Raw genomic sequence first — 26,288 nt, forward strand, 5'->3', positions numbered from 1 at the left:
CCCGATCGCATAGGCGTTAACGGGATTTTTGCCAGGCCGGGAACAGATCCCCGCTGCGCTGGCTGATGCTGCTCCCGTAAATTACGCGGTGATATAACACGGCCGGAACCTGAACGAGAAGGTGATGCTCAAGCAAGCGGGAGGTAAGGTCGATATCTTCAAATATCCGGCCGAAGCGGTCCTCCCGGTCCCACCATCCTCCGACCGCCTTCAGCGATGCTGCTCGGTACATCCGGGGCACGAGGGGATGGGCTTGGGCGAAATGCCGCGAAGAACGGGTCTGCTCCGGCGGGTTCGCGCTGCTGATGGTGCCTTTCCAGACCGGTCCCATTTGTCTCGTACGGATCCACCACCCATACAAGGCTGTAGCCATCCCGGCTTCCGGTGCCTGGTCAAGGGCTTCGGACAGCAGCCGCACCGTATCGGGAGCAAGCCAATCATCGCCGTCCAGCTCCAGAATATAGCGGCCTCTTGCTTCCTCAAGCAGCCGGTTCATCATGACCGCCTTGCCGCGATTTCGCGAATGAAGGAGGATCTTAATGCGGGGGTCGGAATAAAAGCACGCTTCTTCAAGGGAGTCGTCATCCGAGGCGTCATCGCCGATGATCAGCTCCCAATCCTCGCTGGACTGCGCCAGCACCGATCGGATGCTCCAGCCCATGGTGTCTCTCATATTGTGTACGCTCATGAGAATCGAAACTGCCGGCTTCACTCGGGTAACAGAAGATGCTGTTTGTTGTGATGGGTCATGCATATGGGGCGGCTTCTGCTTAGTGGCGGCTATGAGCGGGACGATACATTCACGGTCATGGAGCTGGGAAAGCGGCATTCGGCTGGTGATGTTCCGGCTTCCGGAGCCTCCCATGCCCGAGCCTGCCGAGGCAGGCATTTCCATCCGAAAGAATTGGTTTGCGTCATTAGGCATCAGATCATCCTGAAGAAAGCGTGCTGCCGGTAGCCGGCTGTTCCATTCCGACAGCTGGTCCCGGAGCCATTCTCTCCGCCATAAGCAGGGGATCCCGTCCACGCATATACAGACAGCTTCCCGGGGGATCTCGGAAGTCCAGTCAAAGGATCGGAGCCATTGCCTATGGGCAGGAAGACTCAAGCTGCTTGACATTATCCACCCGCTGGAAGCCCAGCGTACATCCTCGAGAATTCGGTCGCGGTATGCGGCTGTCTCGTCCCTGGTGAAGCCGAAGGGCCGGGCCTGAAGGATATCAAACGGCTTCATATTCCGCCGAGCCCTCTGAGGCGAAGCGTTTCCGCGATGACCTGATCCGCCGCCTTTCCGCGCTCGATCCAGCGGTTGCTGTGCGCATAGGCGATTCGGGCCTGCTTGCTCTCCTCCGTGTCCGGGTGCTTTAGAAGGTAGCCAAGCTTCGAGATGAAATCCTCGTGGGTGGTCGCGGTTTTGACATGCGGCTCCATGGCGATGCACTCCGGCAGGGCGGTCGATAGTACGCGGACGCCTGCGGCCATATACTCATAAGCTTTTACCGGATTGGTTGCAAGCGTAATCGGATGATATTGAAACGGGATTAAGGCAACATCGATATGGCGGAGATAGCGCTTGAGCTCATAGTGGGGCTTTTCACCGAGAATATGCACATTGGGAAGCTGCGAATAATCTCCCGAGCTGCCGTAAGGAGCGCCGATCGATACGAAATGGACGTGGGGAAAGGCGGCCGCCGCCTTAGCGAACAGCTCATGATCCACCCAATACGCCCAAGCCCCGATATAAGCGGCAACGGGACCCTCCGGCAGGTCGGCGGGACGGTCGGATGCCGGGATATGAAAAAAGGAAGGATCTGCTCCGTTCGGAATCAAGGTTAGTGGTTTATCCGGATACGCAAGCGAAAGACGGGTGTGAATAACTTCGGCCGTGCACACCACATGGTCTGCCGATTCGATCATCTTCGGCTCGTATTTCGCCCAGTGCGGAAATTCGTCACAGCAGTCATAGATCGTAATGTCCGGCTTGAACAGCGTCTCAATGCGGGTCCGGAGCTTGGACCAGGTCGTCCAGACGACAACCGGGTGTTCCTTGCGAAGAGCGGGGAGCTTCTTGTACAGAAACGCCTTCGTATCCGTAAATAGATAGACATTCTCTTCGATCTCTGTAAACTCTGAATCCAGCGGTGCCAGGTTTTCGAAGAAAACCTGATGACCTAGTGCGCCTAATTGAGTCATAAGCTGCTGCGGTCTTTGCTTCATATACGACCAGTTCATCGTTCTCGGATAAATGATAACAGCCAAGAGGTTTTCCTCCTTTCTTTGGTTCTAGGGTTACTATATGCATTGATAGCTTTTAAGATTGGACGATTGAACAGGAAGAGCCAAAATGGTTGATTATGATGCTAGGGACGGCAACGGAATCGGAACGATTCTACCAATCTTTCATATAATGCTGGGGATGAAGATATCCATTACCGGGTGAGGAGAGTGAGAGTTGTGGATAAAAAGGTGCTTGTCGTCTTCGGGACGCGACCGGAAGCCATCAAAATGGCTCCCTTGGTCAAGGAGCTGGAGCAGACCCCGGGCTTTACGCCGGTCGTCTGTGTCACCGGGCAGCATCGGGAGATGCTCGATCAGGTGCTCCAATTTTTTGATATTCATGCTGACATGGATTTGAAGTTGATGAAGGAAGGACAGAGCCTGTACAGCTTGAGCGCGGATCTGCTCCGGGGGATGGAGGAGGTCCTGCAGAAGAATAAATATGATATGGTGCTGGTCCATGGCGACACGACGACGGCTTTCATCGGAGCCTTGGCGGCATATTATGCGAAGGTGCCGATCGGCCATGTCGAGGCGGGTCTTAGAACCTATGACAAGTACGCGCCTTTTCCCGAGGAAATGAACCGGGAGTGGATCGGGCGGGTTGCGGACATGCATTTTGCCCCGACGAAGCTGGCGGCGGAGCATCTATTGGAGGAGAATCGGACCCGGCATATCTACGTAACGGGAAACACGGGGATCGATGCGATGAAATGGACGCTGAGTGCGCCGTTTACGCATCCGCTGCAGCGCAAGCTCAGAAAGGATACGCGCTGGATTCTGATGACCATGCATCGCAGAGAGAACTGGGGCGAGCCGATGAACCATGTGTTTCAAGCGATCAAACAGCTGGTCCGGGAAATTCCGGACATCGAGGTGATCTATCCGGTGCATCCGAATCCTGCGATTCAGAAGGCGGTATCGGATGGATTGGCGGGAGAGGATCGGGTGCACCTGACTGCACCGCTGGATGTCGTGGATCTGCACCATATCATGAAGCGCTCGTACATGGTGCTCACCGATTCCGGCGGCATTCAGGAGGAGGCTCCTTCTCTTGGCAAGCCGGTGCTTGTTCTGCGCGACAAGACGGAGAGGCCGGAAGGCGTGATCGCGGGAACTTTGAAATGCGTTGGGACAGAGACGGAAGCCGTCGTAAAGGGAATCAAGGAGCTGCTATTCGATGCGAAGGCATACGCGGCCATGGCCAAGGCGGCCAATCCGTTCGGGGACGGCACCGCCTCTGCCCAAATCGTAAGCGCAATCCGCGATTATTTTGACTCAACTGATAGATAGGTGCTTTGCGGCTCGCTGGATTTTGCCTCCCGCAAAGGTTTATAATAGAAGATAAGATCTAAAGCGAAAGGATTTTTAGTTATGGCAAATACGCACGTTTATCCGCGCAGGGAGGAAATCGCTAATGCCATTACCCATGGCATAGGGGCGGCGCTCAGCGTGGCCGCGCTGGTGCTCCTGATCGTGTTTTCCAGTCTGAAAGGCACGGCATGGCATGTGGTGAGCTTCACGATTTACGGTACGACGATGCTGCTGCTGTATTTGAATTCCACGCTCGTGCACAGCCTCAAGGAGGGGAAGGCGAAGGACTTCTTCGAGTTCATGGACCATTCCTCCATCTACTTGTTCATTGCCGGGACCTATACGCCGTTTCTGCTCGTCGCCGTCCGCGGCACGCTTGGCTGGAGCCTGTTCGGCGTGGTATGGGGAATTGCGATTGCAGGCTGCATATTTAAAGCGTTCTTTGTGAAAAAGTTTCTGTTTCTGTCGACCATCTTTTACATTGCAATGGGCTGGCTGATCGTGATCGCCTGGAATCCGCTGACCGCCGTGGTTGCGCCCCAAGGCATTAACCTGCTTGTACTTGGAGGCCTTCTGTACACGCTGGGCACGATTTTCTATGTATGGCGCGGCTTCCCGTATCACCATGCCATCTGGCATTTGTTCGTGCTGGCCGGTTCGGTCCTTCATTTCTTTGCGATTTTGATATACCTTCTTCCGATCGGATGAAGGGCTGCATACACCGTTGATCACCAAATTGAAGGATGACAAGGGAAATATCTTGACATCCTTCTTTGTTTTATGTATGATAAGTTTCGTTAAGTGAACTGTAAAGTGTTTTTCCTTGACGAGGGGGTGCCCTGCATGAGTCAGGAGAATCGGCTCGAGAAGACGAATCGGATCAATCTGTTGTTCGATTTCTATGAGCAGCTGCTGACAGAGAAGCAGCGGACCTTTCTGAAATATTACTTTCTGGATGATTTCTCCCTGGGGGAAATCGCAGGAGAATTTGAAATCAGCCGTCAGGCCGTTTACGAGCATATTAAACGCGCGGAGCAGGTGCTGGAGTCCTATGAAGAGAAGCTGGGGCTTCTGAAGAAGCACGACGCGCGGATCCGTGAGCTGGATAAGCTTCAGGAACGGCTCGCGGTCAGCGGATTGAATGATGAAGAGAAACACGTGATGACCGACATGGTTGAACGATTGAAGATATGGGATTAAGTACGAACGGAGGTGGCGGATATGGCGTTTGAAGGATTGACCAGCAGACTGCAGAACGTATTCAGCAAGCTTCGCGGCAAGGGCAAGGTATCCGAGGAAGATGTAACAGCCGCCATGCGTGAGGTTCGGCTCGCGCTATTGGAAGCCGATGTTAACTTCAAAGTGGTTAAGGATTTTGTGGCCAAGGTGAAGGAGAAGGCCATCGGGAAAGAAGTGATGGACAGCTTCACGCCCGGCATGGTCATCATCGATATCGTTAATAAAGAATTGACCGAGCTGATGGGGGGAACCCAGTCGAAGCTGGCCAAGAGCAGCAAGCCGCCTACGGTGATCATGATGGCGGGTCTGCAAGGTGCAGGTAAGACGACGACCTCGGGCAAGCTGGCGAAGCTGCTGCAGAAGCAGAACAGCCGCCCGCTGCTCGTTGCAGGCGATATTTACCGTCCGGCTGCGATCAAGCAGCTTCAGGTGCTTGGCGAACAGATTAAAGTGCCGGTGTTCTCGCTCGGAGACAAGACAAGCCCGGTGGAGATTGCAAAGCAGGGCTTGCAGCATGCCAAGGACAACGGCCATGATTATGTCATTATCGATACCGCCGGACGCCTTCATGTCGATGAAGAGCTGATGGAGGAGCTGAAGCAAATTCACAGCGCGGTGAACCCCGATGAGGTTCTGCTCGTGGTGGATGCCATGACAGGTCAGGACGCGGTGAATGTGGCTGAGAGCTTCAATCAGCAGCTGACACTGACCGGCGTCGTGCTGACCAAGCTCGACGGCGATACCCGCGGCGGCGCGGCATTGTCGGTCAAGGCCGTAACCGGATGTCCGATCAAGTTCGCCGCGCTCGGCGAGAAGATCGATGCGCTTGAGCCCTTCCATCCGGAACGGATGGCTTCCCGGATTCTCGGCATGGGCGATATGCTCTCCTTGATCGAGAAGGCGCAATCGAACATCGATGCCGACAAAGCGAAGGAAATGGAACGTAAAATGCGCAACGCGGAGTTTACGTTCGAGGATTTCCTGGAGCAGATGGAGCAGGTGAAGAAGCTCGGACCGCTCGATCAGCTGATGGATATGATCCCCGGCATGGGCAAGATGAAGCAGGCGAAGGATCTCAAGGTGGACGAGAAGCAGATGGGACGCATCGAAGCGATTGTGCACTCGATGACGACCGAAGAGAAGCAGCAGCCTGATATCATCAACCATAACCGCCGCAAGCGGATTGCCGCAGGCAGCGGAACATCGCTCGCCGAGGTGAACCGCCTCATCAAGCAATTCGATGAAATGCGGCGCGTCATGAAGCAGTTCTCGGATATGATGGGCCCTAAGGGCGGCAAGAACAAGGCGTTGAAACAGCTTAAAGGATTAACCGGCAAAGGAATGAAGTTTCCTTTCCGTTAAGAAGGATAGATGCAAGGACATCTGTTGAAGGAGGTGAATGTTGAAATGGCAGTACGTATTCGTCTGAAACGCATGGGTGCTCACAAGGCTCCTTTCTACCGCGTGGTGGTTTCCGATTCCCGTTCCCCGCGTGATGGTCGTTTTATCGAGGAAATCGGTTATTACAATCCGGTTGCACAACCGGTTGAAGTTAAGATCGATGAGGAAAAAGCTCTTCAGTGGCTTCAAAACGGTGCGCAAGCATCCGATACCGTTCGCAACTTGCTGAGCAAAGCGGGCGTTATGAAGAAGTTCCATGAGCTGAAGCATCAGAAATAAGACTGATCGCGAGGGTTATCTATGGAAGAATTAGTTCGCGTTATTGCTAAGGCTTTAGTGGATCATCCAGAAGATGTGACTGTTAAGACAGTTGAGAAGGAGCACCTGATTGTATATGAGCTGCACGTGCATCCTGACGATGTCGGGAAGGTCATAGGCAAGCAGGGGCGTATCGCCAAATCACTGCGTACAGTCGTAACATCAGCGGCAGTCAAAATGGATAAACGGGTGACCGTTGATATCATTTCTTAAAATATACGAAAGGGGGTTAGGATGCATGTCCTAGCCCTTTTTCGTACATGCTGAAGAAATCGGGGTTACTCTCATGTCAGCGATCATTCATTTTGTGTGCAGGAGGAACACCATGTCAGAGAAGTTATTAACGGTAGGTAAAATCGTAAACACGCACGGCATTCGCGGCGAAGTCAAGGTCATGCCGTATTCGGATTTTGCAGACCAGCGCTTTGCGAGCAAGAGCAGGCTGCACATCGTTCCGGAGAAGGGAAGCCCGGTTGAGGTTACGGTGGAGACATCCCGCTTTCATAAGAATATGTATATTGTGAAATTCAAGGAGCTTCACGGCATTAACGAGGTCGAGAAATTCAAGGGAGCTCTCTTGAAAATTACGGCCGATCTTCAAGAGGAGCTTCCGGAGAACGAATATTACTTCCATGAGATCATCGGATGCCGTGTCGTCACGGATGAGGAGCCGGCCGAGGAGCTCGGCGTCATCTCCGAAATTTTGACCCCGGGCGCCAACGATGTCTGGGTCGTGAAGACGCCGAAGGGCAAACAGATTTTGCTCCCGGCGATCCCTGATGTGGTGCTCGATGTGGATAAAGAAGCCAAGCTGATCCGTGTTCATCTGATGGAAGGGCTGTTATAAACGATGAAGATCGATGTGTTGACGCTGTTCCCGGAAATGTTCGATGGCGTGTTTCATTCGAGTATTCTGGGCAAGGCTGCCGAGAAGGAGATTGTGAAGCTGAACGCCATCAACTTCCGTCCATATGCGGGCAATAAGCACGGTACAGTGGATGATACTCCGTACGGCGGCGGAGGCGGAATGGTGCTGAAGCCGGACCCGATCTTCGCGGCGGTGGAGGATATCTTGTCAAAGACAGAGCTTCCAGAGGGGCTGGGCTCGACTGAAGCGAACGATGATCCTTCCAATGAATCGGTAGGGCGGAAGCGGCCTCGGGTTATTCTGATGTGTCCGCAAGGGGAGACGTTTACCCAGAGCAAAGCGGAGGAGCTGTCGCTGGAGGAGCATCTCATCTTCATCTGCGGTCATTATGAGGGCTATGACGAGCGAATTCGGGAGCATCTTGTAACCGATGAGCTGTCCATCGGAGATTATGTTCTTACCGGCGGGGAGCTGCCGGCCATGGTGATCATCGATTCCGTTGTCAGGCTTCTGCCTGGCGTGCTGGGCAATGAGACGTCAGCTGTAACGGACTCGTTCAGCACCGGACTGCTTGAATATCCGCATTATACAAGACCCGCTGAATTCCGCGGCTGGAAGGTCCCGGATATTCTGCTCAGCGGGCATCACGCCAATATCGATCGATGGCGGCGTGAGCAGGCGCTCCTGCGCACATGGCAGCGGCGTCCCGAATTGCTGGAGCGGCTCGAGCTGTCCAAGACGGATCAAGCCTTTCTCGATAAGCTGCGCCGTCAAACCGAAGAACATACCGAATCATAGCAATAAGGGAAGAGGCCTGAAGCATCCGGGCCTTTTTTTCGTTTTTCTCATAATACAAAGGCCGTGCCTTACATAAAGTAGTGATAATCTGAATTATTAAGAGGGCCATCCGATTCGTGCGGTGTATGCGGTAACGGCTGCTTCAGTTGCCGGCATAATCGATAAGAATGAAGCGCAGTGCATTAATTACTCGTTGTATGGGGGATCGACGACAGAGCGTAAGGGGTGAGAGGGACTTATGCGGGGGAGAAGAAACGGCGGGCGGCCGAGAGCAGGGATTCGGGAAGCTGGATCAGGCACGATTCGAGTAAGGAAGGCGCACTCGACGCAGTATATCACGTTGACACAGCAAATAGCGGAATTGCTCAGCACCTTCGCGCGGCAACCGGAATACGAGGATTTTACCAGAATCAAAGCGACGCTGCAAAGCTTGAATGAGGTTGTCTCCAAGATGGGATTTACGGCACGGGAGCGGCGGGCATTCCGGCAGACGGTACAGCAGGTAGCTACGATTCCGAATACGAATAACTTGCCTCAGATATGGACCAGGATCGATGCCGCGCTGGGTCTGATTCGGTCTTACGGTGAGCGGATCGGAGTCGAGGAGGCAATCGTTCAGGTCATAACCGGTTTACAGGAGGAGGTTCCGGGAACCAAAAGCCCCGGTGCTGACCCAGAAGATCCGGTGAATCCGACCAACCCGTCACTGCTTGACCGAACGGGAGCTGATAAGGATCCCGGGCAAGGGACGAGAGTGCATCTTAGCGCGTTTGTGCAGGAGGTAAACGTACAGCCAAGCCGCTTCGAAGATACGTCTCGGCAGCGTGCACAGCCCCGGGAGTCAACGGGAGAGATGCTTACGCTCCTGCCGTCCAGCGGGACGGAAGCGTTATCGGAGCCTTTCGATCAACAGCTGAAGAGCGGTGCACACGCGCATTTGGTGGAGGTCGCTGAGCAGGAAATGCCTGCTCTTGAGCCGGAAACGGCATCGCACGCCTTACCGCCTGCGGCAAGGACAAGTTCAGAGGTTGCTCGGGAGGATACCGTCCAGCAGGACCCGGAAGGCTTGCAGCGAAGGTCCCAGCACGAGCCGGGTGCCGCTGATGGCCAGGGGCGCACAGATGCAATAGAAATGTCGGGACCGGCCGTTCCAGAAGGGAAGACATTACCGATAGCTCCAACAGAACTGGAGGAGGGATCGGGGGAAGAGACAGCGGGAACAACAGAGACAGTCTCACTTGCACCTCAGGAACTAGCCAGAGCCTCCGGAGAAGACGGAGGTCGTCCAACCGGAAGTATCGGGCCGGCCGGCTTGCACAAGCCCTCAGGGGCCTCTGAAGCGATGGAGGCTGCAGAAACTGCAGGAGCGATCAGCTCAAGGGTACCGCATGGCCCGGAGAACGAAAGGGATCAAGCCGATGCCGCCCGTATCCAAGCGAGCGGACCGCCAGGACCGGGTCTATCCGAGCCGGTGATCGGAGGCACCTTGCTGTATACGGGGGAAAGCGGAACCCAGCTTGTCAAACCCCAATCACCTGTCGTTTTTACGGCTAGCACGGTGCAGGGGGTGTCGTTTAACGGCACCGATGCATTAACGATTACGTCAGCGGGGTTCTACTATCTGGAATGGAGGATATCACTCCCGTCCGTTCAATCCGTCCCTAGCGCTTTCGGAATCGTCCAGGATGGAAATACGAGCGGCACAGCCGGCCTTCATACGAGTCAAGGCAAAGCCTTAGTGTCGGGATCCGCCGTCTTGAACTGTAGTGTTGGCAATACGCTGGCGCTTTATAATCATTCGCAGGCGTCAGTATCGATAAAAGCCTCCCAACTATCCATATCCAAAATCAGAAATTAGTTTGTTGGTGCATCGTTCTAATTGATGGGTAATATGTACTTGTGAACAACGAGAAGGTCTAGGAGGTATACGGAAATGACTGAACATACCAACCATTACGAATCCAGCAACGAAAAAAACGACAATACCGATGTCCAGTTCCGCACAGTGGACGATATCCTCGAATATTACGGCAAGCGTCATAAAGGCATCCAGGATGCAAAAGAATCCGTGAACTAACCGCTCCCGAACCACCTTCGGCTTGTAACCGCAGGTGGTTTTTTCATTGGAATACGCCAAGATCTGGCTTAACGAACAGACGGATCAACAATTTTACTTGATTCAGCCCATAAAATATGTTAATATTTCTTTTGTTGTGAGTACGGTGGTCCGCTGCGGATAATGAAGGAAACGAATGATGATTTCCGGAAGATGCAAGAACGCCTGTGTGAGAGGAGGGAGTCCTAGATGAATATCGTACAAGCGATTACTCAAGAACAACTGCGCAAGGATATTCCGAGCTTTCGTCCTGGTGACACTTTGAAAGTGCACGTTAAGGTTATCGAGGGATCTCGTGAGCGTATCCAGCTGTTCGAAGGTGTAGTAATTAAACGTCGCGGTGGCGGAATCAGTGAGACTTTTACGGTTCGTAAAATTTCTTACGGTGTTGGTGTGGAAAGAACTTTCCCAATCAACTCGCCAAAAATCGAGAAAATCGAAGTGGCTCGCCGTGGTAAAGTGCGTCGTGCGAAGCTTTATTATCTTCGTGAACTGCGCGGTAAAGCAGCGAGAATTAAAGAAATTCGTCGTTAATTACAAGGCGGTAAAGGGGGCTTGTGCGTATATACAAGCCCCTTTTGTATATCCAAAATTTGCGATAGAACGACGTAATCGTTAGAGAAGGACGGTGGATTATGCAGAAAAATCATGAGGGAGCAATGGATCCTGGTGTGGAGAAACCGGCCAAGAAGGCAAAGAATGAATTATTGGAATGGCTGAAGGCACTTCTCATCGCCCTGGTACTCGTTGTTCTGATTCGCTGGCTTCTCTTCAAACCGTTTATCGTACAAGGTCCATCTATGGAGCCTAACTTCGTATCCAATCAAAAGCTGATCGTAAATGAGATCCTGTACGATTTCCGCAAACCGGAGCGGGGGGAAGTCATTGTGTTCCATGTACCGGACGAAGGCAGGGACTTCATTAAGCGCGTCATCGCCGTTGCGGGAGACACTGTCAAAGTGGAAGGCGATAAGGTGTTTGTCAATGGAGAGCAAATCAATGAAACCTACATACAGGAAGCAATTGATCAGGCCCATGCGGAAGGCAGATTATACAACAATACGGATTTCCCGAACTCCTTCGTCACTGAAGGGGTCGTGCCTGAAGGGCATGTATTTGTGATGGGAGATAACCGGTCGAACAGCACCGACAGCCGGATGATTGGATATGTCCCTTTGGGGGATATTATTGGTCGGGCCGATTTGGTTTTTTGGCCGCTGAAAGATATTGGGATCGTCAATCATTAACGGTTTCGATCTAGTTTAAAATCGCAAGTTGTTTTCAGAGTATAGTGAGGTGACGACGTTTGACAATACAATGGTTCCCCGGACATATGACCAAAGCGCGCCGCCAAATTCAGGAGAAGCTGAAGCTCATCGATGCGGTCATCGAGCTGATTGATGCGAGGCTTCCGCTCTCCAGCCGAAACCCGATGGTTGATGAAATTCTGCAGGGCAAGCCGCGGCTGATGCTGATGAATAAAGCCGATTTGGCAGACCCCGAAGTTACGCGGCAGTGGATTGCTTATTTCAAAGAGCAAGGACAGCCGGCCTTCCCGGTTGACGCATCCACCGGCACGGGAGTCAAGGAGATTCCCGGCCAGATCAAGCTGCTGCTCAAGGAGAAGATCGACAAGCAGATCGCCAAGGGTATGAACCCGCGCGCGATGCGTGTCCTGATCGTGGGCATACCGAATGTGGGCAAATCTACCCTGATCAACCGGCTAGCCGGCCGGAACATTGCGGAGACGGGAGATCGCCCTGGAGTCACTAAGGGACAGCAATGGATCAAGGTTACCGGCGGCGAGATGGAGCTGCTGGACACCCCCGGTATCCTGTGGCCGAAATTCGAGGATCAGAATGTCGGTTACCGGTTGGCCGTGACCGGAGCGATCAAAGAGGAAATTCTGAATGTGGAGGATATTGCGTTTTTTGCAATCAAATATTTCTCCAAGTACTATTGGGATGCGATGAGCGAGCGCTTCGATCTGAAGGAGCGTCCGAGCGATTTCGAGAATCCGGATGAGATCGTGTCCGTCATGGAGGCCATCGGCCGAAAGCGGGGATGCATCGTCAGCGGAGGAAGAGTCGATCTGGAGAAGGCATCCAGCATCTTCCTGCGGGAGCTGCGTGCCGGGAAGCTGGGCCGCTACTCCATGGAGGCCCCATATTAAGCCGTTCATCATACCCGTACGCATGCAGAAGCTGCGGGCATAAAGAGCAAAAACCGTCCTTCGGCGTTAGCCGCAGGGCGGTTTTTTTGTGCCTGAGGAATGCTGAAGAGCGTACGTTAGTCGCCTGTCGATTCGCGTAAGATTGGCTTTGTCTGGATGTGGGTGACTTGATAAGGCTGCGAAGGCTCTTTAATCCGGGATAACAGCATGTTTGCTGCCGTAATCCCCATTTCATTGCTGTAAATGTGGACCGTCGTCAAATGAGGCTCAACGATGCGCGATTCATTGGCGTTGTCAAATCCGGTGACGACGATGTCCTCCGGAATGTGAAGGTCTTTGTTTTTGAGCGCTTTCATGACATTCACCGCAATAAAATCATTGGCGCATACGAAGCCGGAAGGCAGCTGCTTCATCTCGCCCAGCCGCTTGTCCATCCAGTCGGCATCGGAGAAAAATTCCCGATCCGGGTTCAGGACGCACTGGTCAAGGTCGAGGGGAATGCCCTTCTCGTTCAATGCGCGTGTAAAGCCCGCCCAGCGCTCATGAAAGCTTTTGCAATGATGATAATCCCCGATAAATCCTAAGGTTCTGCACCCTTTATCGATCAGCTGCTTCGTTAATCGGTACGTGCTGTGCTCGTTCTCCATCAGCAGCAGGTCGGCCTCCAAATCAGGGTAGAACAGGTCAGCCGCGCAGTCGATGAAGATGGTCGGCACGCCGAGGCTTGTAATCTTCTTGCTGTACTCCAAATCAAACAGCTCAATGCAGATGATCCCGTCCACCTTGGAGGCCTCGAAATTGTTGGGCAGCATGAGCGAGGACCTGTCGATGTCCCTGACGATATGAATGGATAAATTATAGCCTTCGTCGCTGATCCGCTTCTCCAAGCCGCTGATGAGCCGCGACCCGAAGTGGGAGTTGCTCGGCATATTTGCGGTGAGCAATGCGATATTGCCCGGTTGTTTTGATATTAGACTGTCCGATTCCATGTACGCAAACTGCTTATATTTAAGCTCGATCGCTTTCTTAATGACCTTATTGCGGGTCTCGTCCGGGATGGTGGCGCTGCCGTTCAGCGCCTTGGACGCCGTGTTCCTAGAAATGCCGAGCGCATCGGCGATGTCCTGGATTGTGACTTTCTCTTTTGCCATGTACGGGAGTTCACCTCGAATTCAAATTCACACCTAAAGTCCGCAGCGCGGCCGTTAAGGACTTGCGGCTTGATTACCTTATGTCCAATGTATAATAGATCAGACAAAATAGCAACTTATACTTTACAAATGCACAACTTTATTTACATTTACACACTGCCATTTCGTTATATTAAGAAGGAGAGACGATCTGAAATTCTCGTTTCATTTCTCCTAACAGGGGATATCGGCGAATTTCCGAGCGCTGTAGGCTTTGGTTTATCACTTCACAGACGTTTTAGAATAAACGAAGAGCATAATGAACAATTATTTATTATCAAATGCACAATAAAAAATTTACAAAAGTTATTGACTGATTGGGCATCCTTTGTTAAATTGTAAAAGCGATGAACAACCGCAGTGAGAAAATGAAAACCCTTACTGTAAACTTTTTTGAGTAGAAACGGAGGTAGAAGGTTTGGAAAGCTCGGCAGAAATCGATCAACAGTCTATGGTGCACAGAGAGAGGCGATCCGCGGGGAAGGGGCTCGAATTCCTGAGAAAAAACTACTTTCTGTACATCCTGCTTGCTCCGGCGCTTATACTGACCCTTATTTTCAAATATGTGCCGATGTACGGCGCGATCATTGCCTTCAAGGACTTCAGCCCGATCAAAGGGATTTTGGGGAGCGAATGGGTGGGGCTGAAGCATTTTGAGAAGTTTCTATCTTCGCCTAATTTCGATGTCATATTAATGAATACGCTTAAATTAAGCTTTTTCGGTCTTATTTTCAGCTTTCCGGTGCCGATCATTTTAGCGCTGATGCTGAATCAGGTCCGAAGAGCGTCCGTGAAGAAAAATATTCAGCTCTTCCTGTACGCCCCCAACTTTATTTCGGTCGTCGTCATTGTCGGGATGCTCTTCATCTTCCTGTCGCCGACCGGTCCGATTAACCAGTTCGTGATCTGGATCACGGGCGAGCCTCTCATGTTCATGTCAAAGCCGGAGTATTTCCGATGGATCTATATATTATCGGATATATGGCAGGGAGCCGGATGGGCATCGATCATTTATGTGGCGGCACTCGCGAACGTCGATCCGGAGCTGCATAACGCCGCTAGCCTGGACGGGGCCAATCTGCTCCAGCGAATCCGCAACATCGATCTTCCGACGATCCGGCCGATCATGGCCATCGTATTCATTCTGGCGGCCGGCGGCATCATGTCGATCGGGTTTGAGAAGGCCTACCTGATGCAGACCTCGATGAACCTTCCGGCTTCCGAAATTATCGCAACCTATGTATACAAGGTCGGCTTGCAATCGGGTGACTATGCCTATTCCGCCGCGGTGGGACTCTTCAACTCGGTCATTAACGTCATCCTGCTGATCTCGGTAAACTTCATCGTCAAGAAACTAAATGAGGGAGAAGGCCTCTACTAGGAAGGAGTTCATTGTATGGCCGTCAAGCATTCGCGGTTCGACCGTTTTCTGTTAACGCTAATCGGAATTTTTCTTACTCTGGCCGTCCTCATCGTCGTCGTGCCGCTGGTTTACATTATCGTGGCTTCGTTCATGGATCCGACGGTGCTGCTGAGCAAGGGACTCTCGTTTAACTTGTCGGATTGGAGCCTCGAAGGCTACAGAAAAATTCTGTCCAATCCTGCGATGGTTCGAGGGTTCGGAAACGCCGTGTTTTATTCGGCAGCCTTTGCCTTTGTGACCGTAACCGTATCGGTCTGCGCCGGATATGCCCTTTCCGAAAATAGGCTCGCCGGCCGGCACGTATTCATGACCTTGTTTATCATCACGATGTTCTTCGGCGGAGGGCTGATTCCTACATACCTGCTGGTGAGGGAGCTTGGCATGCTGAATACGGTATGGGCCGTCATCATTCCCGGAGCCGTCAATGTGTGGAATATCATTTTGTCCAGAACCTTCTTCAAAGGCATCCCGAACGAGCTGAAAGAGGCGGCCAATGTGGATGGAGCATCGGATATGCGAATTTTCTTCGGAATCGTGCTGCCTTTATCGAAGCCGATCATTTTTGTCCTTGCCCTGTATGCGTTTGTCGGCCAGTGGAACGCATTCTTCGATGCCATGATCTATCTGGAGGATCCGAAGCTGCACCCGCTGCAGCTGGTGCTCCGGTCGATCCTGATCCAGAATCAGGCGGCTCCGGGCATGATCAACGACCAGCTTGCCATGGCAGAGCTGAAGCGACTGTCCGAGATGATCAAGTATTCTGCGATTGTCATCTCGAGCCTTCCGCTGCTCGTCATGTACCCGTTCTTCCAGAAATACTTCGAGAAAGGCGTCATGGTCGGTTCCTTGAAATAGGCACCCCCTGAGCATAAATAGCAATGATATGGAGGTCATTCGAATGAAAAAGACAAGAACCCAAAGAACCGCAGGCAAGGTCATATCGATATCGGCGCTCACAGCGCTGCTGCTCCTTTCCGGCTGCGGCGGGGGCGGCAAGGCGGAGAGCGAATCGCCGGACGGGAAGGTAACGCTCAACTTCCTGACGCAAAGCTCGCCGCTTGCGCCGGCCGACCCGAACGACAAGCTGATCAATAAGCGACTGGAGGAGAAGACCGGCATTCATATCAACTGGAAAAATTACACCAGCGACGTCTTTGCCGAGAAACGGAATTTGGCCGTAGCCAGCGGCGATCTCCCGGACGCGATCTTTGACGCCGGATACGGCGACTACGATCTGCTGAAGCTGGCCAAGGACGGGGTCATCATCCCTGTCGAGGACTTGATTGACCAGCACATGCCGAATTTCAAAAAGGTGCTGGAGCAAGCCCCTGAATACCGAAGTTTGATTACGGCACCGGATGGACATATATATTCGTTTCCGTGGATCGAAGAGCTGGGATCCGGCAAGGAGCGCATTCAATCGGTCGATAACTTCCCGTGGATCAATGTCGAGTGGCTGAACAAGCTCGGGCTTGAGATGCCAACGACGACCGAGGAGTTGAAAGAGGTGCTGATCGCGTTTAAGACCCAGGACCCGAACGGAAACGGGCAAGCGGATGAAATCCCGCTGTCCTTCATCAACAAGCCGGGCGGCGAGGATCTGACCTTTCTCTTTGCCTCATTCGGATTAGGGGAGAACTGGGACCACACGGTGGTCACCGACGATGGCAAGGTCGTCTTCACCTCAGCGGAAGAAGGCTATAAAGATGCCGTGAAGTTTGTGAATGAGCTGTACGAGGAAGGACTTATCGATATCGAAGCGTTCCAGCAGGATTGGAACACTTATCTCGCCAAAGGCAAAGATCATCGCTACGGCTTGTACTTCACTTGGGATAAAGCGAACATTACCGGCATGAACGATGCGTATGATCTGATGCCGCCGCTTGCCGGCCCGAGTGGGGAGATTAATGTCACCCGAACGAACGGAATCGGTCTTGACCGCGGCCGAATGGTCATTACAAGCAGCAATAAGCATCTGGAAGAGACCGCAAAATGGGTCGATCAGCTGTATGAGCCGCTGCAGTCGGTACAGAACAACTGGGGGACATACGGAGACGATACGCAGCAGAATATCTTCGAGCTGGACGAAGAGAAGGGAATGCTGAAGCATCTTCCGCTTGAAGGAACCGCCCCGGTCGAACTGCGTCAAAAAACGAGCATTGCGGGACCGCTCGCAATCCTCGACGAATATTACGGCAAATATACGACGATGCCGGATGACGCGGCATGGAGGCTGAAGCTGATGAAAGACGTTATGGTACCGCATATGAAAGCGGAGAATACGTATCCGAAGGTGTTCTTCTCCATCGAGGAGCTGGACCGGTTGTCCACCATCGAAACGGATTTATTCCCGTACCTGGAGAGAATGCGCACCGAATGGTACCAGAACGGAAAAATCGATCAGGAATGGGATGCCTATCTGAAGGAGCTGGACCGTCTTGGACTGCAGGAATGGCTGTCCATCAAACAGGCCGGATATGACCGCAGCACGAAATAAGGACTCGGCAGCCGTGCAGTTTCCGAATATGGCTCACGGCTGCTCTTTTATCTGATTACAACTAAAGGAGCACAGATCATGTCAACAATTACACACGATGACTACCGGGGCATATATCATTTTTCTCCGAAGCAGAATTGGATGAACGATCCGAACGGGATGGTTTATTTCAAAGGGGAGTACCATTTATTTTATCAGCACCATCCGTTTGGTACGACTTGGGGACCGATGCATTGGGGGCATGCGGTCAGCAAGGATTTGGTTACATGGGAAGAGCTTCCGATCGCGCTCTTGCCGGATGAGCACGGCATGATTTTTTCCGGGAGCGCCGTTGTCGATTGGCGCAATACGACCGGGTTCTTCGATGATGAACCGGGACTGGTCGCCATCTTTACGCATCATGTCGACGGAGCCGAAGGCACGGAAGTCAAGCAGTACCAAAGCCTGGCCTACAGCAAAGATAACGGCAGAACGTGGATTAAATATGAAGGGAATCCGGTCCTGAAGCATGAGACTTACGTAGACTTTCGCGATCCCAAGGTTTTCTGGCATGAAGAGACGAAGAAATGGGTCATGATCGTGGCATGCGGACAGACGGTCTGCATCTTTACGTCCCCGGATTTGAAGGATTGGACTTTCGGAAGCGAGTTCGGAGAGGGGATTGGATCCCACGACGGGGTATGGGAGTGTCCGGACCTGTTCCCGCTGCCGGTCGGCGAAGGGAAGACGAAGTGGGTAATGCTCGTTAGCATCGGCGACAATCCGGCATATGCCGAAGGCTCCCGAACGCAGTTTTTTACCGGTGAGTTCGACGGAGCGTGCTTTAAGCCCGATGAAGCGTCGGCTAGCCGGATCCGCTGGCTCGATCACGGACGGGATAATTATGCCGGCGTCAGCTGGTCGGATATCCCGGAAGCCGATGGCAGGCGTTTATTTATCGGTTGGATGAGCAACTGGAAGTATGCAAACCAGACACCGACTTCCGGCTATCGGGGGGCCATGACCACGGTACGCGAGCTGAAGCTGGAAGAACGCGACGGCATGGCGGAACTGATTCAGCAGCCGGCGCGTGAGCTGGAGCGTTACCGGAGAGCGGTTGTGTCCATTGAGCGGGCAGACGCAGCTACCGCGGCCGCAAAGCTGTCGAAGCTCCGGCTGGACAGCTATGAGATCCATGCGGTCATCAAAGCTGACAGCACCCTGGCGTTTAAAATAAGAACCGGGCCGGAGCAGGAGACGGTCATCGGATACAGCGGCCCGGCTACCGAGGTATATGTGGATCGATCCAGGTCCGGCATCTCGGATTTCCACCCCGCGTTTCCCGGAAGACACGCAGCGCCATTGAAAACTAAGGATGAGCATGTGGAGCTTCGGATATTGGTCGACCGTTCCTCCGTCGAGGTGTTTGCAGGCGGCGGTCAGGTCGTCTTCACGGACCTGATCTATCCGGATAAAGCATCGACGGGCTTGCATATAGAAGCGAACGGCAGCGAGCATGCCGAAGTGATCCAATCTCTTCATCTCTACGAATTGTCGGTGTAACGCGCAAAAATATATAGCCAGGTTAGGAGCATGAAGGTATGCGTATCGGAGCAATTGAGGCAGGAGGCACCAAGTTTCTCTGCGGCGTCGGGAATGAACTTGGGATCATGGAGGATGTCGTCCATTTTCCGACGGAGCATCCGGATGTTACGCTGTCCCGCGTCATTTCCTATTTCAGCGATAAACATGTGGATGCGATCGGCATCGGCTCATTCGGCCCGATCGATTTGAGGCCCCGCAGCACAACATACGGGTTCGTAACAACGACGCCGAAGCAGGGCTGGGGGCATTGCGACGTGCTCGGGAAACTGAAGAAACATTATGATGTGCCATACGGTTGGGATACGGACGTGAACGCGGCAGCCTACGGCGAAACGGTGTGGGGAGCGGCTAAAGGCCTGGGCAGCTGCGTTTATATAACGATCGGTACCGGCGTAGGGGTCGGCGTATACACAGAGGGCAGGCTCGTCCATGGACTGGTTCATCCGGAAGGAGGCCATGTCCTGATAAGACGCCATCCTGACGATGAATATGCAGGGGCTTGTCCTTATCACGGAGACTGCTTGGAGGGCATGGCTGCCGGCCCGGCGATCGAAGCGCGCTGGAGTGTGAAAGGCGATCAGCTGCCGGCAGACCACCCGGCCTGGCCTATGGAAGCCTACTATATCGCACAGGCCGTTGCAGGGATCATTTTGACGCATTCCCCGGAGAAGATCATTCTGGGCGGCGGCGTCATGCAGCAGGCCCATCTGTTTCCGCTGGTCCGTTCCGAAGTTCAGCGGATCTTAAACGGATATGTGCAGGCGGATGAAATTATGAACCGGATCGAGGAATATATCGTTCCACCCGGTTTGGGCTCTCAAGCCGGACTTTATGGTGCGCTGGCACTGGGATTAAAGGCGATTCAAGACCGCCGTTCCGCCGTATAGCAGCGATTTCTTATGCGAAAGCTGTTCTGCAGCTGCAGGGCAGCTATCGTCATAGGGACGGGGGGAAGGCTGCGGGATCGAAAAAGGAGTGCAAGATCATCAGCTGCGAATAGGGAAGTTTTAAATAACAGGTTGGATTTGGAGGGAGTATGATGAAATCGTTCGCAAAATCAATCCTGTCTCTAAGCTTGGCTGTCGTGATGGCTGCTTCAAGCGCAGCAATATCGTTCGGCGCTTCAAATGCGAGCTTGGTTACCCATGCCAGTTTGGTTACCCAGCTGGACAGCGCAGCTCCGAAAGCTGCAGAAGGGAAAAGCGCAATGATTCATGAAAGCGAAATCAACTCGAATGTAACGGGATGGAAGCTGCATGGCAAAGGGCGGATGGAGGAAACCGGGGAGGGACTTCGGCTAACATCGGACCCCCAAGAGAATGTGATGGCCATATCGGAAACGGTCGCCGACGATTTTGTTTATGAGGCCGATGTTATGGTAACGGATCCACAGGCAGATGCCACCCTTCTGTTCCGCTCCGGTGAGGACGGGTGGAGCTCGTACATGCTGCAGTTCGCCCTCGGTGCCGGCGTTATCCGCCTGAAGGATGCTAGCGGCGGGGAAGACGATCTTCATGTCGAACGGAAGGTCGAAGCGAAACCGGGAGACATATACCATCTGAAAGTCAAAGCGGAAGGAACCCGGCTTCAGGTTTACTGGGGGCAGCAATATGAACCGGTCATCGATACGGAAGCTGCTGCGCACCGGACGGGCCGCCTCGGGCTGCACGTCTGGAACGGCTCTGCGCTGTTTCAAAACATCCGAGTCAGCGATATGTCCGGCAATGCGTTGGAGCCCATCTTCACCCAAGGATTATGGCAGCCGGATTTGAAGGGACTCAAAGGCACGGGAGCGGACGGGCTGGAAGCCAAGAGCGTATTCCGGAACCATGAGGCGGATGTTGTGCTTGAAGGCGATCTGATCCTGAACGGGCAAGGCTCGGCCGGCTTATTATTCAGAAGCAACGCCCAGGGAACGGAAGGATATGCAGCTGTTCTTCAGCGAGAGGGGGAGCGGGTAAGGGTCTTTTTAAAAAAGGCCGACGGGGAGATCCTTCACGAATCCCGTGCGACTTATCCGAGTCAACGGGAAAGCCGGCATCATCTGGAAGTAAAAGCGATCGGGGAACGGATTCAAATATTCGTAGACGGATATGAGCCGGCTGCAATCGACATAGTCGATACGGCCTTCGCCAGCGGTTATCACGGTGTTATGGCCAGCTCCGGAACCGCCTATTTTCAAGACGTTTATATAACGCCCTATGCCAGCTACTATACCGAGAAGTATCGGCCGCATTATCATTACAGTCCGATTCGGGGCTCGGCAAGCGATCCGAACGGGCTGGTCTATTTCGAAGGGGAGTACCATCTCTTCCACCAGGACGGCGGACAGTGGGCCCACGCCGTCAGCCGGGATTTGATGCATTGGAAACGGCTGCCCATCGCCCTTCCCTGGAATGATCTCGGTCATGTTTGGTCCGGCTCCGCGGTTGCCGATACAACAAACGCTTCGGGTTTGTTCGGAAACGCCGGAGGCAAAGGCCTGATCGCCTACTATACCTCCTACAATCCGGACCGGCATAACGGCAATCAAAAAATCGGCCTAGCCTACAGCACTGACCGCGGGCGGACATGGAAATACTCGGAAGAGCATCCCGTTGTCATTGAGAATCCGGGAAAGACCGGCGAGGATCCGGGCGGATGGGATTTCCGCGATCCGAAGGTCGTCCGGGATGAGGCCAATGATCGCTGGGTGATGGTCGTCTCGGGCGGCGATCATATCCGGTTCTTTACCTCTGCCAATCTGCTGGATTGGACCTTGACCGATCAATTCGGATACGGAGCTTACATCCGCGGAGGCGTATGGGAATGTCCGGACCTGTTTCAGCTTCCGGTTGAAGGGACCGAAAAGCGCAAATGGGTGCTGATGATCAGCAGCGGTGCCAATCCGAACACGCAGGGCTCCGACGCGGAATATTTCATCGGCGACTTGACGCCCGAAGGCCAATTCATCAACGACAATCCGGCAGGATCTGTCCTGAAGACGGATTGGGGCAAAGAATACTATGCATCGATGTCGTTCTCCGATATGCCGGACGGGCGAAGAATCATGCTGGCCTGGATGACCAACTGGGATTATCCGTTCAGCTTTCCGACAACGGGATGGAAGGGGCAGCTGAGCATTCCGAGACAGGTGTCGCTTAAGGAGACGGAGGAGGGAATCCGGATGCATCAGACTCCCATTGAAGAGCTCACCCTGCTCAGAAGCCCAGTTCTTCGCATCGTCAACCGTGAGGTGGGGACATCCGGCGAAAATCTGCTCAAGGGGCTAGCATTCGGCGCATATGAAATCGAGGCGGAGCTGGAGCTGCCGCCATCCGGAGCCGCCACCGAATTTGGGTTCCGTCTGCGCGAAGGCGACGGGGAGAGGACGCTTGTCGGATACCGCGCTAACGGCGGCAAGGTATTCGTAGACCGCTCTGCATCCGGCACGACGGATTTCTCGGACTTGTTCTCCACACTGCATGAAGCCCCGCTCAAGCCTGATGGCAGCCGGATCAAGCTGCGAATATTCGTGGATGAATCCTCGATAGAAGTGTTCGGCAATGACGGCAGGGTCGTATTCTCCGATGTCATATTCCCGGATCCGGCCAGCAGAGGCATGAGCTTTTACAGTGAGGGCGGGAAGGTGAAGGTGGTGTCGCTTCAAGTCCATGCATTGCAGCATATTTGGAGGGAGGATGACGCCAAAGCGCCGAGGATTGTGATGGATACGGGGGAGCTCGAGCTGTCCTTGGGACAGACCCGATCGCTCTCAGCATCCCTTGAGAATGGTCAGGGAAAAGGGGCTGACCGGATCGTTTGGACATCGAGCGATCCAAAGGTTGCAGAGGTAACGACATCTGGGCATGCGAGCACGGTCATCACTGCCAAGCAAGAGGGGACAGCGCTCATTACGGCCTCGACGCCGAACGGAAAAGTATCGTCCCGCACGCGCGTGATCGTCACCAGCGGCGTCCTCCATACGAACCTTACCGGATGGCAGCCGGACACCTTCGCATCCCGATGGGTGCTGACCAAGGACGGCATCCGGGGCAGCCATACCGGCGATGCCGCATATATGTCGGACATATCCGCAGGGGATTTTACGTATGAGGGAGAAATACGGCTTGGAGACAACGGGGGGGCCGGATCCCTTCTATTCCGTGCCAGTAGGGACGGTCGCAGCGGATATTATGTGAACCTGGATCCGAATCTCAAGGCGATCCGGCTGTTTTACAAGGTGGAGGGGAGGTTCGAGGAGCGGCAGGTGCTCGCAAGAAAGGCGGCGTTTCTCCAGTCTGGAAAATCGTATCGGATCAAAGTCGAGGCGAGCGGGCCGCATATCCGGGTAGAGGTGGATGGACAGCCGCTCGCGGACTTGGAGGACGGCACATTTGCCGAAGGCCGCTTCGGCGTGCACGTGTTCGGCGGCCAGGCGGCTTTCCAGCATCTCTATGCCAGCCAAATGTCGAATCCCGAGCTTGAAGTGACCCGGATTGAAAGTGCCGCCCTGTCCAAAGCGCTGCATGCGGATCGTTCCCAGAACGGCGAGCCGGTTACGGTGAAGGCACCGGACGGATCAGAGCATCAGCAGTGGATGCTCGTTCCGGCAGGGAACGGGATCTATTCGATTCGAACGCTCGAAGGAAAGGCGCTGGATTTGGATACGGGACAACATCGGCTCCAGCTGTACAGCTACCTCGGATTCAACAACCAGCGCTGGAGGCTTGAGCCCAATCAGGACGGAACCGTGACCATTGTTTCTCTCCATAACGGGCAAGCGCTGGAAGTGTCCGAGGACGGCACCCGGCTCCAGCTTGGCGATCCGGCGGGGCTGCGCAGGCAATCGTGGAGGCTTGAGTTACCCTTTACTTAGACAAGGAAGATGAGGATAGCACGTCGAATAAGGAAAACGAGCTCGTATCCACTATTTCATTTCCCGTTAGACCCGAACCTAAATCAGAGCCGTTTCGATTTTACTTTTTAAGCTAAACGGGGAGATAACGCAGCCAATGACAGGAGGGGCTTTGATGCCATTTCCATTCGACTGTATTAGTGACTTCATGTTTTTTGAAACAGAGCTGGGCCAATCCGATGTTATTTTAATACCAGGTGCCAGCCATCCTCAACTTATGGAAAGGGCTGCGATGTTATTTCATCAGGGCATCGCTCCATGTATCCTGCCTTCTGGCGGCTCCACGCCGCATGTCGAAGCTACGGAATGGGAGTTTCTGAGAAATGTTGGAGTTTCACTAGGCGTTCCTTCCGAAGCAATCCTGAAAGAAGATAAAGCAACGAACACCTTTGAAAATGCGCGCTTGTCACTGGAAGTATTGCAACAACATGGCATTCATCCCAGGAGGGTTGTACTGGTCTGTAAAAACTATCATGCACGAAGAGCACTTTTAACCTATCAGTTTGTGTTTCCAAACGAGACGGTTTTTTATGTAAGCCCAGTGATCGACAAGACGGGGACTTCTAAAGACAACTGGTATCAAGATGAAGAAAAAATAAAATACGTAATGAACGAGCTTGAAAAAGTAGGGAAGTATTTCAGACCGGCTATATACCGACTGGGGTCGAGTCAAAGCGGCAGTTAGAAGTTCAACGATCGGCAAACGGTCAAGGGGAAAGGGATGCCCGGTTCCGGGCATCCCAGAAGGCAAAAAGCCCGGTGCATTCCCGGGCTTTTTGTGTTCGTATACCGTTTATCTTTTTAAATAATCAACCATCTTCTGATGCAATTCAGCCTCGGAGCATTGGAAGATTCCATTAAAATCATGAGGATTACGGATCACCTCGTTTAAAGTATCAACTCCATACTGCTCAATTACAAATTCCACGAACCTATAGGAGAACTGAAAGCCTTTCATCGTTTCGAAATCCCAGGTATCGTTATTCATTTAATCAAAAGAAGGAATCTCCAAATTGCGGATTGCATCTTCTGTCGACCCTTTGATGAAGTCTTCAGTCATCTGTTTGGCTTCATATCCTCCGATTCCCTGCCGTATCCATTTTGGAGCCGAGGGATTGATTTCACTGATTAACCACATGGTGAACAAGTGGACGGTACTTTTCAGAATAGATTGATACGTATGCTCGGGTCCCGGGTTCAACGGAGATACGATTTTAAGAATATTCCCCTCATAAGTGCCCATAAACCAATTCGGCGCATCGGCTTCTCCTACTGCCCGATGGAAGGTTGGCAGATCGGGGTATATTTCAATGATTACTTTTCGCAATGGATCGTGATGGTATTTCGACGAGACTCGTTCAACATGGTTCCCGAGTTCAACGAACAAGTCATGATGCACCTTATTCAGACGCTGGTGCGTCCCCTCGCCGTCACCCTTATTGACAATGGAAATAAAATCTTGAATGGACATGATGGTGATGTCCCCCCATTCTTTCAGTTCTTTCCTTAGTTTTTCCAGAGAGCGGTACAATCTGTTCTTCACCGCGCTTTCACGCATGCCAACGATCTTGGCGATTTCAGGCAGCGTGCAGTCCACAAAAAAGCGTAATGCAATGATTTCTTGGTCTAGCTCATTACATGCTTTAAGCGCGGCTCCAATATCAATCCGAAAATCAACATATTTCGTAAATTCAAGGGAGATCGATTGTGATTCGAAAGCCGTAATATCGAATGGAGCTTCTTTTTTGCGCGATAGTCTCCGATATTCGTTTTTTAACGTATTCTGGGCAATCTTGAAGATCCATGTGAATACATTAGAGCCGGCTCTAAAGTTGTGAAGATTTTCGACAGCCTTCAAAAAGACTTGCTGCGTCAAATCATCGCGGCCATGGGGTTCAATTTCACTGAAAAGTAAGTGCGGATTCTATGACGATACAGCTCATACGTGCTTTCAAAGCTTGTAATGCTAGCCTGCTTATCCGGATAAACAGACTTGGTGCCCTGCTTGGCGTCCTGAGCTCCTGACATTTTATAGAACCTCCTCTTGATTTACAATTAATTAGACACCGGGGCGGGCAAAAAAGCCACGGTCCTCCCCAAAAAATATTGCGGGTACCCTCGGAGAGGAAAGGGCGAAAAACTAGACAAACCCGGATGAACGATCCAATGGGACGGGTTACGCTGGGCCTAGGG

Annotated in this window: 25 protein-coding genes; 20 read left to right on the forward strand and 5 right to left on the reverse strand. The window is 52.9% G+C overall.

What is annotated here, in order from left to right:
- Positions 1 to 16: 16 nt before the first annotated feature.
- A complete protein-coding gene (locus BBD41_RS24585) occupies positions 17 to 1,234 on the reverse strand; it encodes a glycosyltransferase family 2 protein (RefSeq protein ID WP_099479178.1) in 1,218 nt (405 codons plus the stop codon).
- On the reverse strand, positions 1,231 to 2,259 hold the full coding sequence (locus BBD41_RS24590) for a glycosyltransferase family protein (protein ID WP_099479180.1): 1,029 nt from the start codon (positions 2,257 to 2,259) through the stop codon (positions 1,231 to 1,233). The genes BBD41_RS24585 and BBD41_RS24590 overlap by 4 nt, the downstream gene beginning before the upstream one ends.
- Positions 2,260 to 2,454: 195 nt before the next feature.
- Between BBD41_RS24590 and wecB the strand changes: the two genes are divergently transcribed.
- The 13 genes from wecB to ylqF all read left to right on the forward strand — a co-directional run bounded on the left by wecB (position 2,455) and on the right by ylqF (position 12,504).
- Positions 2,455 to 3,570, forward strand: coding sequence for a non-hydrolyzing UDP-N-acetylglucosamine 2-epimerase (gene wecB, locus BBD41_RS24595; RefSeq protein ID WP_077567166.1), 1,116 nt, complete (start codon positions 2,455 to 2,457; stop codon positions 3,568 to 3,570).
- A gap of 81 nt (positions 3,571 to 3,651) precedes the next feature.
- The gene (trhA, locus tag BBD41_RS24600; protein WP_077567165.1) at positions 3,652 to 4,299 is read left to right on the forward strand and encodes a PAQR family membrane homeostasis protein TrhA; all 648 of its coding nucleotides are present in this window, start codon (positions 3,652 to 3,654) and stop codon (positions 4,297 to 4,299) included.
- 135 nt (positions 4,300 to 4,434) lie between these two features.
- Positions 4,435 to 4,791, forward strand: coding sequence for a putative DNA-binding protein (locus tag BBD41_RS24605; RefSeq protein ID WP_007132103.1), 357 nt, complete (start codon positions 4,435 to 4,437; stop codon positions 4,789 to 4,791).
- Between the two features lie 21 nt (positions 4,792 to 4,812).
- Positions 4,813 to 6,192, forward strand: a complete 1,380-nt coding sequence (ffh, locus tag BBD41_RS24610; protein ID WP_077567164.1) for a signal recognition particle protein — start codon at positions 4,813 to 4,815, stop codon at positions 6,190 to 6,192.
- A gap of 45 nt (positions 6,193 to 6,237) precedes the next feature.
- Positions 6,238 to 6,510 (forward strand): 30S ribosomal protein S16, encoded by a 273-nt coding sequence (gene rpsP / locus BBD41_RS24615; protein WP_007132101.1) that lies wholly within the window; start codon positions 6,238 to 6,240, stop codon positions 6,508 to 6,510.
- A gap of 21 nt (positions 6,511 to 6,531) precedes the next feature.
- Complete coding sequence (locus tag BBD41_RS24620) at positions 6,532 to 6,762, forward strand: KH domain-containing protein (RefSeq protein ID WP_007132100.1); 231 nt, start codon at positions 6,532 to 6,534, stop codon at positions 6,760 to 6,762.
- A 112-nt stretch (positions 6,763 to 6,874) separates the two neighbouring features.
- Positions 6,875 to 7,396, forward strand: coding sequence for a ribosome maturation factor RimM (gene rimM, locus BBD41_RS24625; RefSeq protein WP_077567163.1), 522 nt, complete (start codon positions 6,875 to 6,877; stop codon positions 7,394 to 7,396).
- A 3-nt stretch (positions 7,397 to 7,399) separates the two neighbouring features.
- Entirely contained in the window at positions 7,400 to 8,215 is an 816-nt protein-coding gene (gene trmD, locus BBD41_RS24630) for a tRNA (guanosine(37)-N1)-methyltransferase TrmD (protein WP_077567162.1), read from the forward strand.
- A gap of 238 nt (positions 8,216 to 8,453) precedes the next feature.
- The gene (locus BBD41_RS24635) at positions 8,454 to 10,073 is read left to right on the forward strand and encodes a collagen-like repeat preface domain-containing protein (RefSeq protein WP_099479182.1); all 1,620 of its coding nucleotides are present in this window, start codon (positions 8,454 to 8,456) and stop codon (positions 10,071 to 10,073) included.
- Positions 10,074 to 10,148: 75 nt separating this feature from the next.
- Complete coding sequence (locus BBD41_RS30055; protein WP_167392991.1) at positions 10,149 to 10,292, forward strand: hypothetical protein; 144 nt, start codon at positions 10,149 to 10,151, stop codon at positions 10,290 to 10,292.
- 228 nt (positions 10,293 to 10,520) lie between these two features.
- Positions 10,521 to 10,865: a 50S ribosomal protein L19 gene (rplS, locus tag BBD41_RS24640; RefSeq protein WP_007132095.1), complete on the forward strand. Its 345-nt coding sequence runs from the start codon at positions 10,521 to 10,523 to the stop codon at positions 10,863 to 10,865.
- Between the two features lie 101 nt (positions 10,866 to 10,966).
- Positions 10,967 to 11,578, forward strand: coding sequence for a signal peptidase I (gene lepB / locus BBD41_RS24645; RefSeq protein WP_007132094.1), 612 nt, complete (start codon positions 10,967 to 10,969; stop codon positions 11,576 to 11,578).
- A gap of 59 nt (positions 11,579 to 11,637) precedes the next feature.
- A complete protein-coding gene (gene ylqF, locus BBD41_RS24650; RefSeq protein ID WP_077567160.1) occupies positions 11,638 to 12,504 on the forward strand; it encodes a ribosome biogenesis GTPase YlqF in 867 nt (288 codons plus the stop codon).
- A gap of 116 nt (positions 12,505 to 12,620) precedes the next feature.
- Here the strand turns inward: ylqF and BBD41_RS24655 are convergent, their stop codons facing one another.
- On the reverse strand, positions 12,621 to 13,655 hold the full coding sequence (locus BBD41_RS24655; RefSeq protein ID WP_077567159.1) for a LacI family DNA-binding transcriptional regulator: 1,035 nt from the start codon (positions 13,653 to 13,655) through the stop codon (positions 12,621 to 12,623).
- Between the two features lie 490 nt (positions 13,656 to 14,145).
- Here BBD41_RS24655 and BBD41_RS24660 point away from each other — a divergent pair, with 490 nt between their 5' ends.
- From BBD41_RS24660 to BBD41_RS24690, 7 genes are all read left to right on the forward strand, one after another.
- The gene (locus BBD41_RS24660; protein ID WP_099480780.1) at positions 14,146 to 15,075 is read left to right on the forward strand and encodes an ABC transporter permease; all 930 of its coding nucleotides are present in this window, start codon (positions 14,146 to 14,148) and stop codon (positions 15,073 to 15,075) included.
- Positions 15,076 to 15,090: 15 nt separating this feature from the next.
- Positions 15,091 to 15,972, forward strand: a complete 882-nt coding sequence (locus BBD41_RS24665) for a carbohydrate ABC transporter permease (RefSeq protein ID WP_099479184.1) — start codon at positions 15,091 to 15,093, stop codon at positions 15,970 to 15,972.
- Positions 15,973 to 16,015: 43 nt separating this feature from the next.
- The gene (locus tag BBD41_RS24670; RefSeq protein WP_099479186.1) at positions 16,016 to 17,614 is read left to right on the forward strand and encodes an ABC transporter substrate-binding protein; all 1,599 of its coding nucleotides are present in this window, start codon (positions 16,016 to 16,018) and stop codon (positions 17,612 to 17,614) included.
- A gap of 78 nt (positions 17,615 to 17,692) precedes the next feature.
- Positions 17,693 to 19,156, forward strand: coding sequence for a glycoside hydrolase family 32 protein (locus BBD41_RS24675; RefSeq protein ID WP_099479188.1), 1,464 nt, complete (start codon positions 17,693 to 17,695; stop codon positions 19,154 to 19,156).
- A 38-nt stretch (positions 19,157 to 19,194) separates the two neighbouring features.
- A complete protein-coding gene (locus BBD41_RS24680) occupies positions 19,195 to 20,085 on the forward strand; it encodes an ROK family protein (RefSeq protein ID WP_099479190.1) in 891 nt (296 codons plus the stop codon).
- A gap of 152 nt (positions 20,086 to 20,237) precedes the next feature.
- On the forward strand, positions 20,238 to 24,056 hold the full coding sequence (locus BBD41_RS24685; protein WP_099479192.1) for a GH32 C-terminal domain-containing protein: 3,819 nt from the start codon (positions 20,238 to 20,240) through the stop codon (positions 24,054 to 24,056).
- 154 nt (positions 24,057 to 24,210) lie between these two features.
- Complete coding sequence (locus tag BBD41_RS24690; RefSeq protein ID WP_077567153.1) at positions 24,211 to 24,780, forward strand: YdcF family protein; 570 nt, start codon at positions 24,211 to 24,213, stop codon at positions 24,778 to 24,780.
- A 303-nt stretch (positions 24,781 to 25,083) separates the two neighbouring features.
- Here the strand turns inward: BBD41_RS24690 and BBD41_RS24695 are convergent, their stop codons facing one another.
- Positions 25,084 to 25,971 (reverse strand): RNA polymerase sigma factor, encoded by an 888-nt coding sequence (locus BBD41_RS24695; RefSeq protein WP_237086906.1) that lies wholly within the window; start codon positions 25,969 to 25,971, stop codon positions 25,084 to 25,086.
- Positions 25,968 to 26,123, reverse strand: coding sequence for a hypothetical protein (locus BBD41_RS30370; protein ID WP_237086908.1), 156 nt, complete (start codon positions 26,121 to 26,123; stop codon positions 25,968 to 25,970). The genes BBD41_RS24695 and BBD41_RS30370 overlap by 4 nt, the downstream gene beginning before the upstream one ends.
- Positions 26,124 to 26,288 lie beyond the last annotated feature (165 nt).

The organism is Paenibacillus ihbetae (genome assembly GCF_002741055.1).
GTDB classification, from domain to species: Bacteria; Bacillota; Bacilli; order Paenibacillales; family Paenibacillaceae; genus Paenibacillus_AQ; species Paenibacillus_AQ ihbetae.

What these genes read in the sequence shown, in the direction of transcription:
- BBD41_RS24585 (WP_099479178.1), bottom strand. Translation starts at nt 1,234, where the DNA reads ATGAAGCCGTTTGATATCCTTCAGGCCCGGCCCTTCGGCTTCACCAGG.
- trhA (WP_077567165.1), top strand. Translation starts at nt 3,652, where the DNA reads ATGGCAAATACGCACGTTTATCCGCGCAGGGAGGAAATCGCTAATGCC.
- BBD41_RS24605 (WP_007132103.1), top strand. Translation starts at nt 4,435, where the DNA reads ATGAGTCAGGAGAATCGGCTCGAGAAGACGAATCGGATCAATCTGTTG.
- ffh (WP_077567164.1), top strand. Translation starts at nt 4,813, where the DNA reads ATGGCGTTTGAAGGATTGACCAGCAGACTGCAGAACGTATTCAGCAAG.
- rpsP (WP_007132101.1), top strand. Translation starts at nt 6,238, where the DNA reads ATGGCAGTACGTATTCGTCTGAAACGCATGGGTGCTCACAAGGCTCCT.
- BBD41_RS24620 (WP_007132100.1), top strand. Translation starts at nt 6,532, where the DNA reads ATGGAAGAATTAGTTCGCGTTATTGCTAAGGCTTTAGTGGATCATCCA.
- rimM (WP_077567163.1), top strand. Translation starts at nt 6,875, where the DNA reads ATGTCAGAGAAGTTATTAACGGTAGGTAAAATCGTAAACACGCACGGC.
- trmD (WP_077567162.1), top strand. Translation starts at nt 7,400, where the DNA reads ATGAAGATCGATGTGTTGACGCTGTTCCCGGAAATGTTCGATGGCGTG.
- BBD41_RS24635 (WP_099479182.1), top strand. Translation starts at nt 8,454, where the DNA reads ATGCGGGGGAGAAGAAACGGCGGGCGGCCGAGAGCAGGGATTCGGGAA.
- BBD41_RS30055 (WP_167392991.1), top strand. Translation starts at nt 10,149, where the DNA reads ATGACTGAACATACCAACCATTACGAATCCAGCAACGAAAAAAACGAC.
- rplS (WP_007132095.1), top strand. Translation starts at nt 10,521, where the DNA reads ATGAATATCGTACAAGCGATTACTCAAGAACAACTGCGCAAGGATATT.
- lepB (WP_007132094.1), top strand. Translation starts at nt 10,967, where the DNA reads ATGCAGAAAAATCATGAGGGAGCAATGGATCCTGGTGTGGAGAAACCG.
- BBD41_RS24655 (WP_077567159.1), bottom strand. Translation starts at nt 13,655, where the DNA reads ATGGCAAAAGAGAAAGTCACAATCCAGGACATCGCCGATGCGCTCGGC.
- BBD41_RS24660 (WP_099480780.1), top strand. Translation starts at nt 14,146, where the DNA reads ATGGTGCACAGAGAGAGGCGATCCGCGGGGAAGGGGCTCGAATTCCTG.
- BBD41_RS24665 (WP_099479184.1), top strand. Translation starts at nt 15,091, where the DNA reads ATGGCCGTCAAGCATTCGCGGTTCGACCGTTTTCTGTTAACGCTAATC.
- BBD41_RS24670 (WP_099479186.1), top strand. Translation starts at nt 16,016, where the DNA reads ATGAAAAAGACAAGAACCCAAAGAACCGCAGGCAAGGTCATATCGATA.
- BBD41_RS24675 (WP_099479188.1), top strand. Translation starts at nt 17,693, where the DNA reads ATGTCAACAATTACACACGATGACTACCGGGGCATATATCATTTTTCT.
- BBD41_RS24680 (WP_099479190.1), top strand. Translation starts at nt 19,195, where the DNA reads ATGCGTATCGGAGCAATTGAGGCAGGAGGCACCAAGTTTCTCTGCGGC.
- BBD41_RS24685 (WP_099479192.1), top strand. Translation starts at nt 20,238, where the DNA reads ATGAAATCGTTCGCAAAATCAATCCTGTCTCTAAGCTTGGCTGTCGTG.
- BBD41_RS24690 (WP_077567153.1), top strand. Translation starts at nt 24,211, where the DNA reads ATGCCATTTCCATTCGACTGTATTAGTGACTTCATGTTTTTTGAAACA.
- BBD41_RS30370 (WP_237086908.1), bottom strand. Translation starts at nt 26,123, where the DNA reads ATGTCAGGAGCTCAGGACGCCAAGCAGGGCACCAAGTCTGTTTATCCG.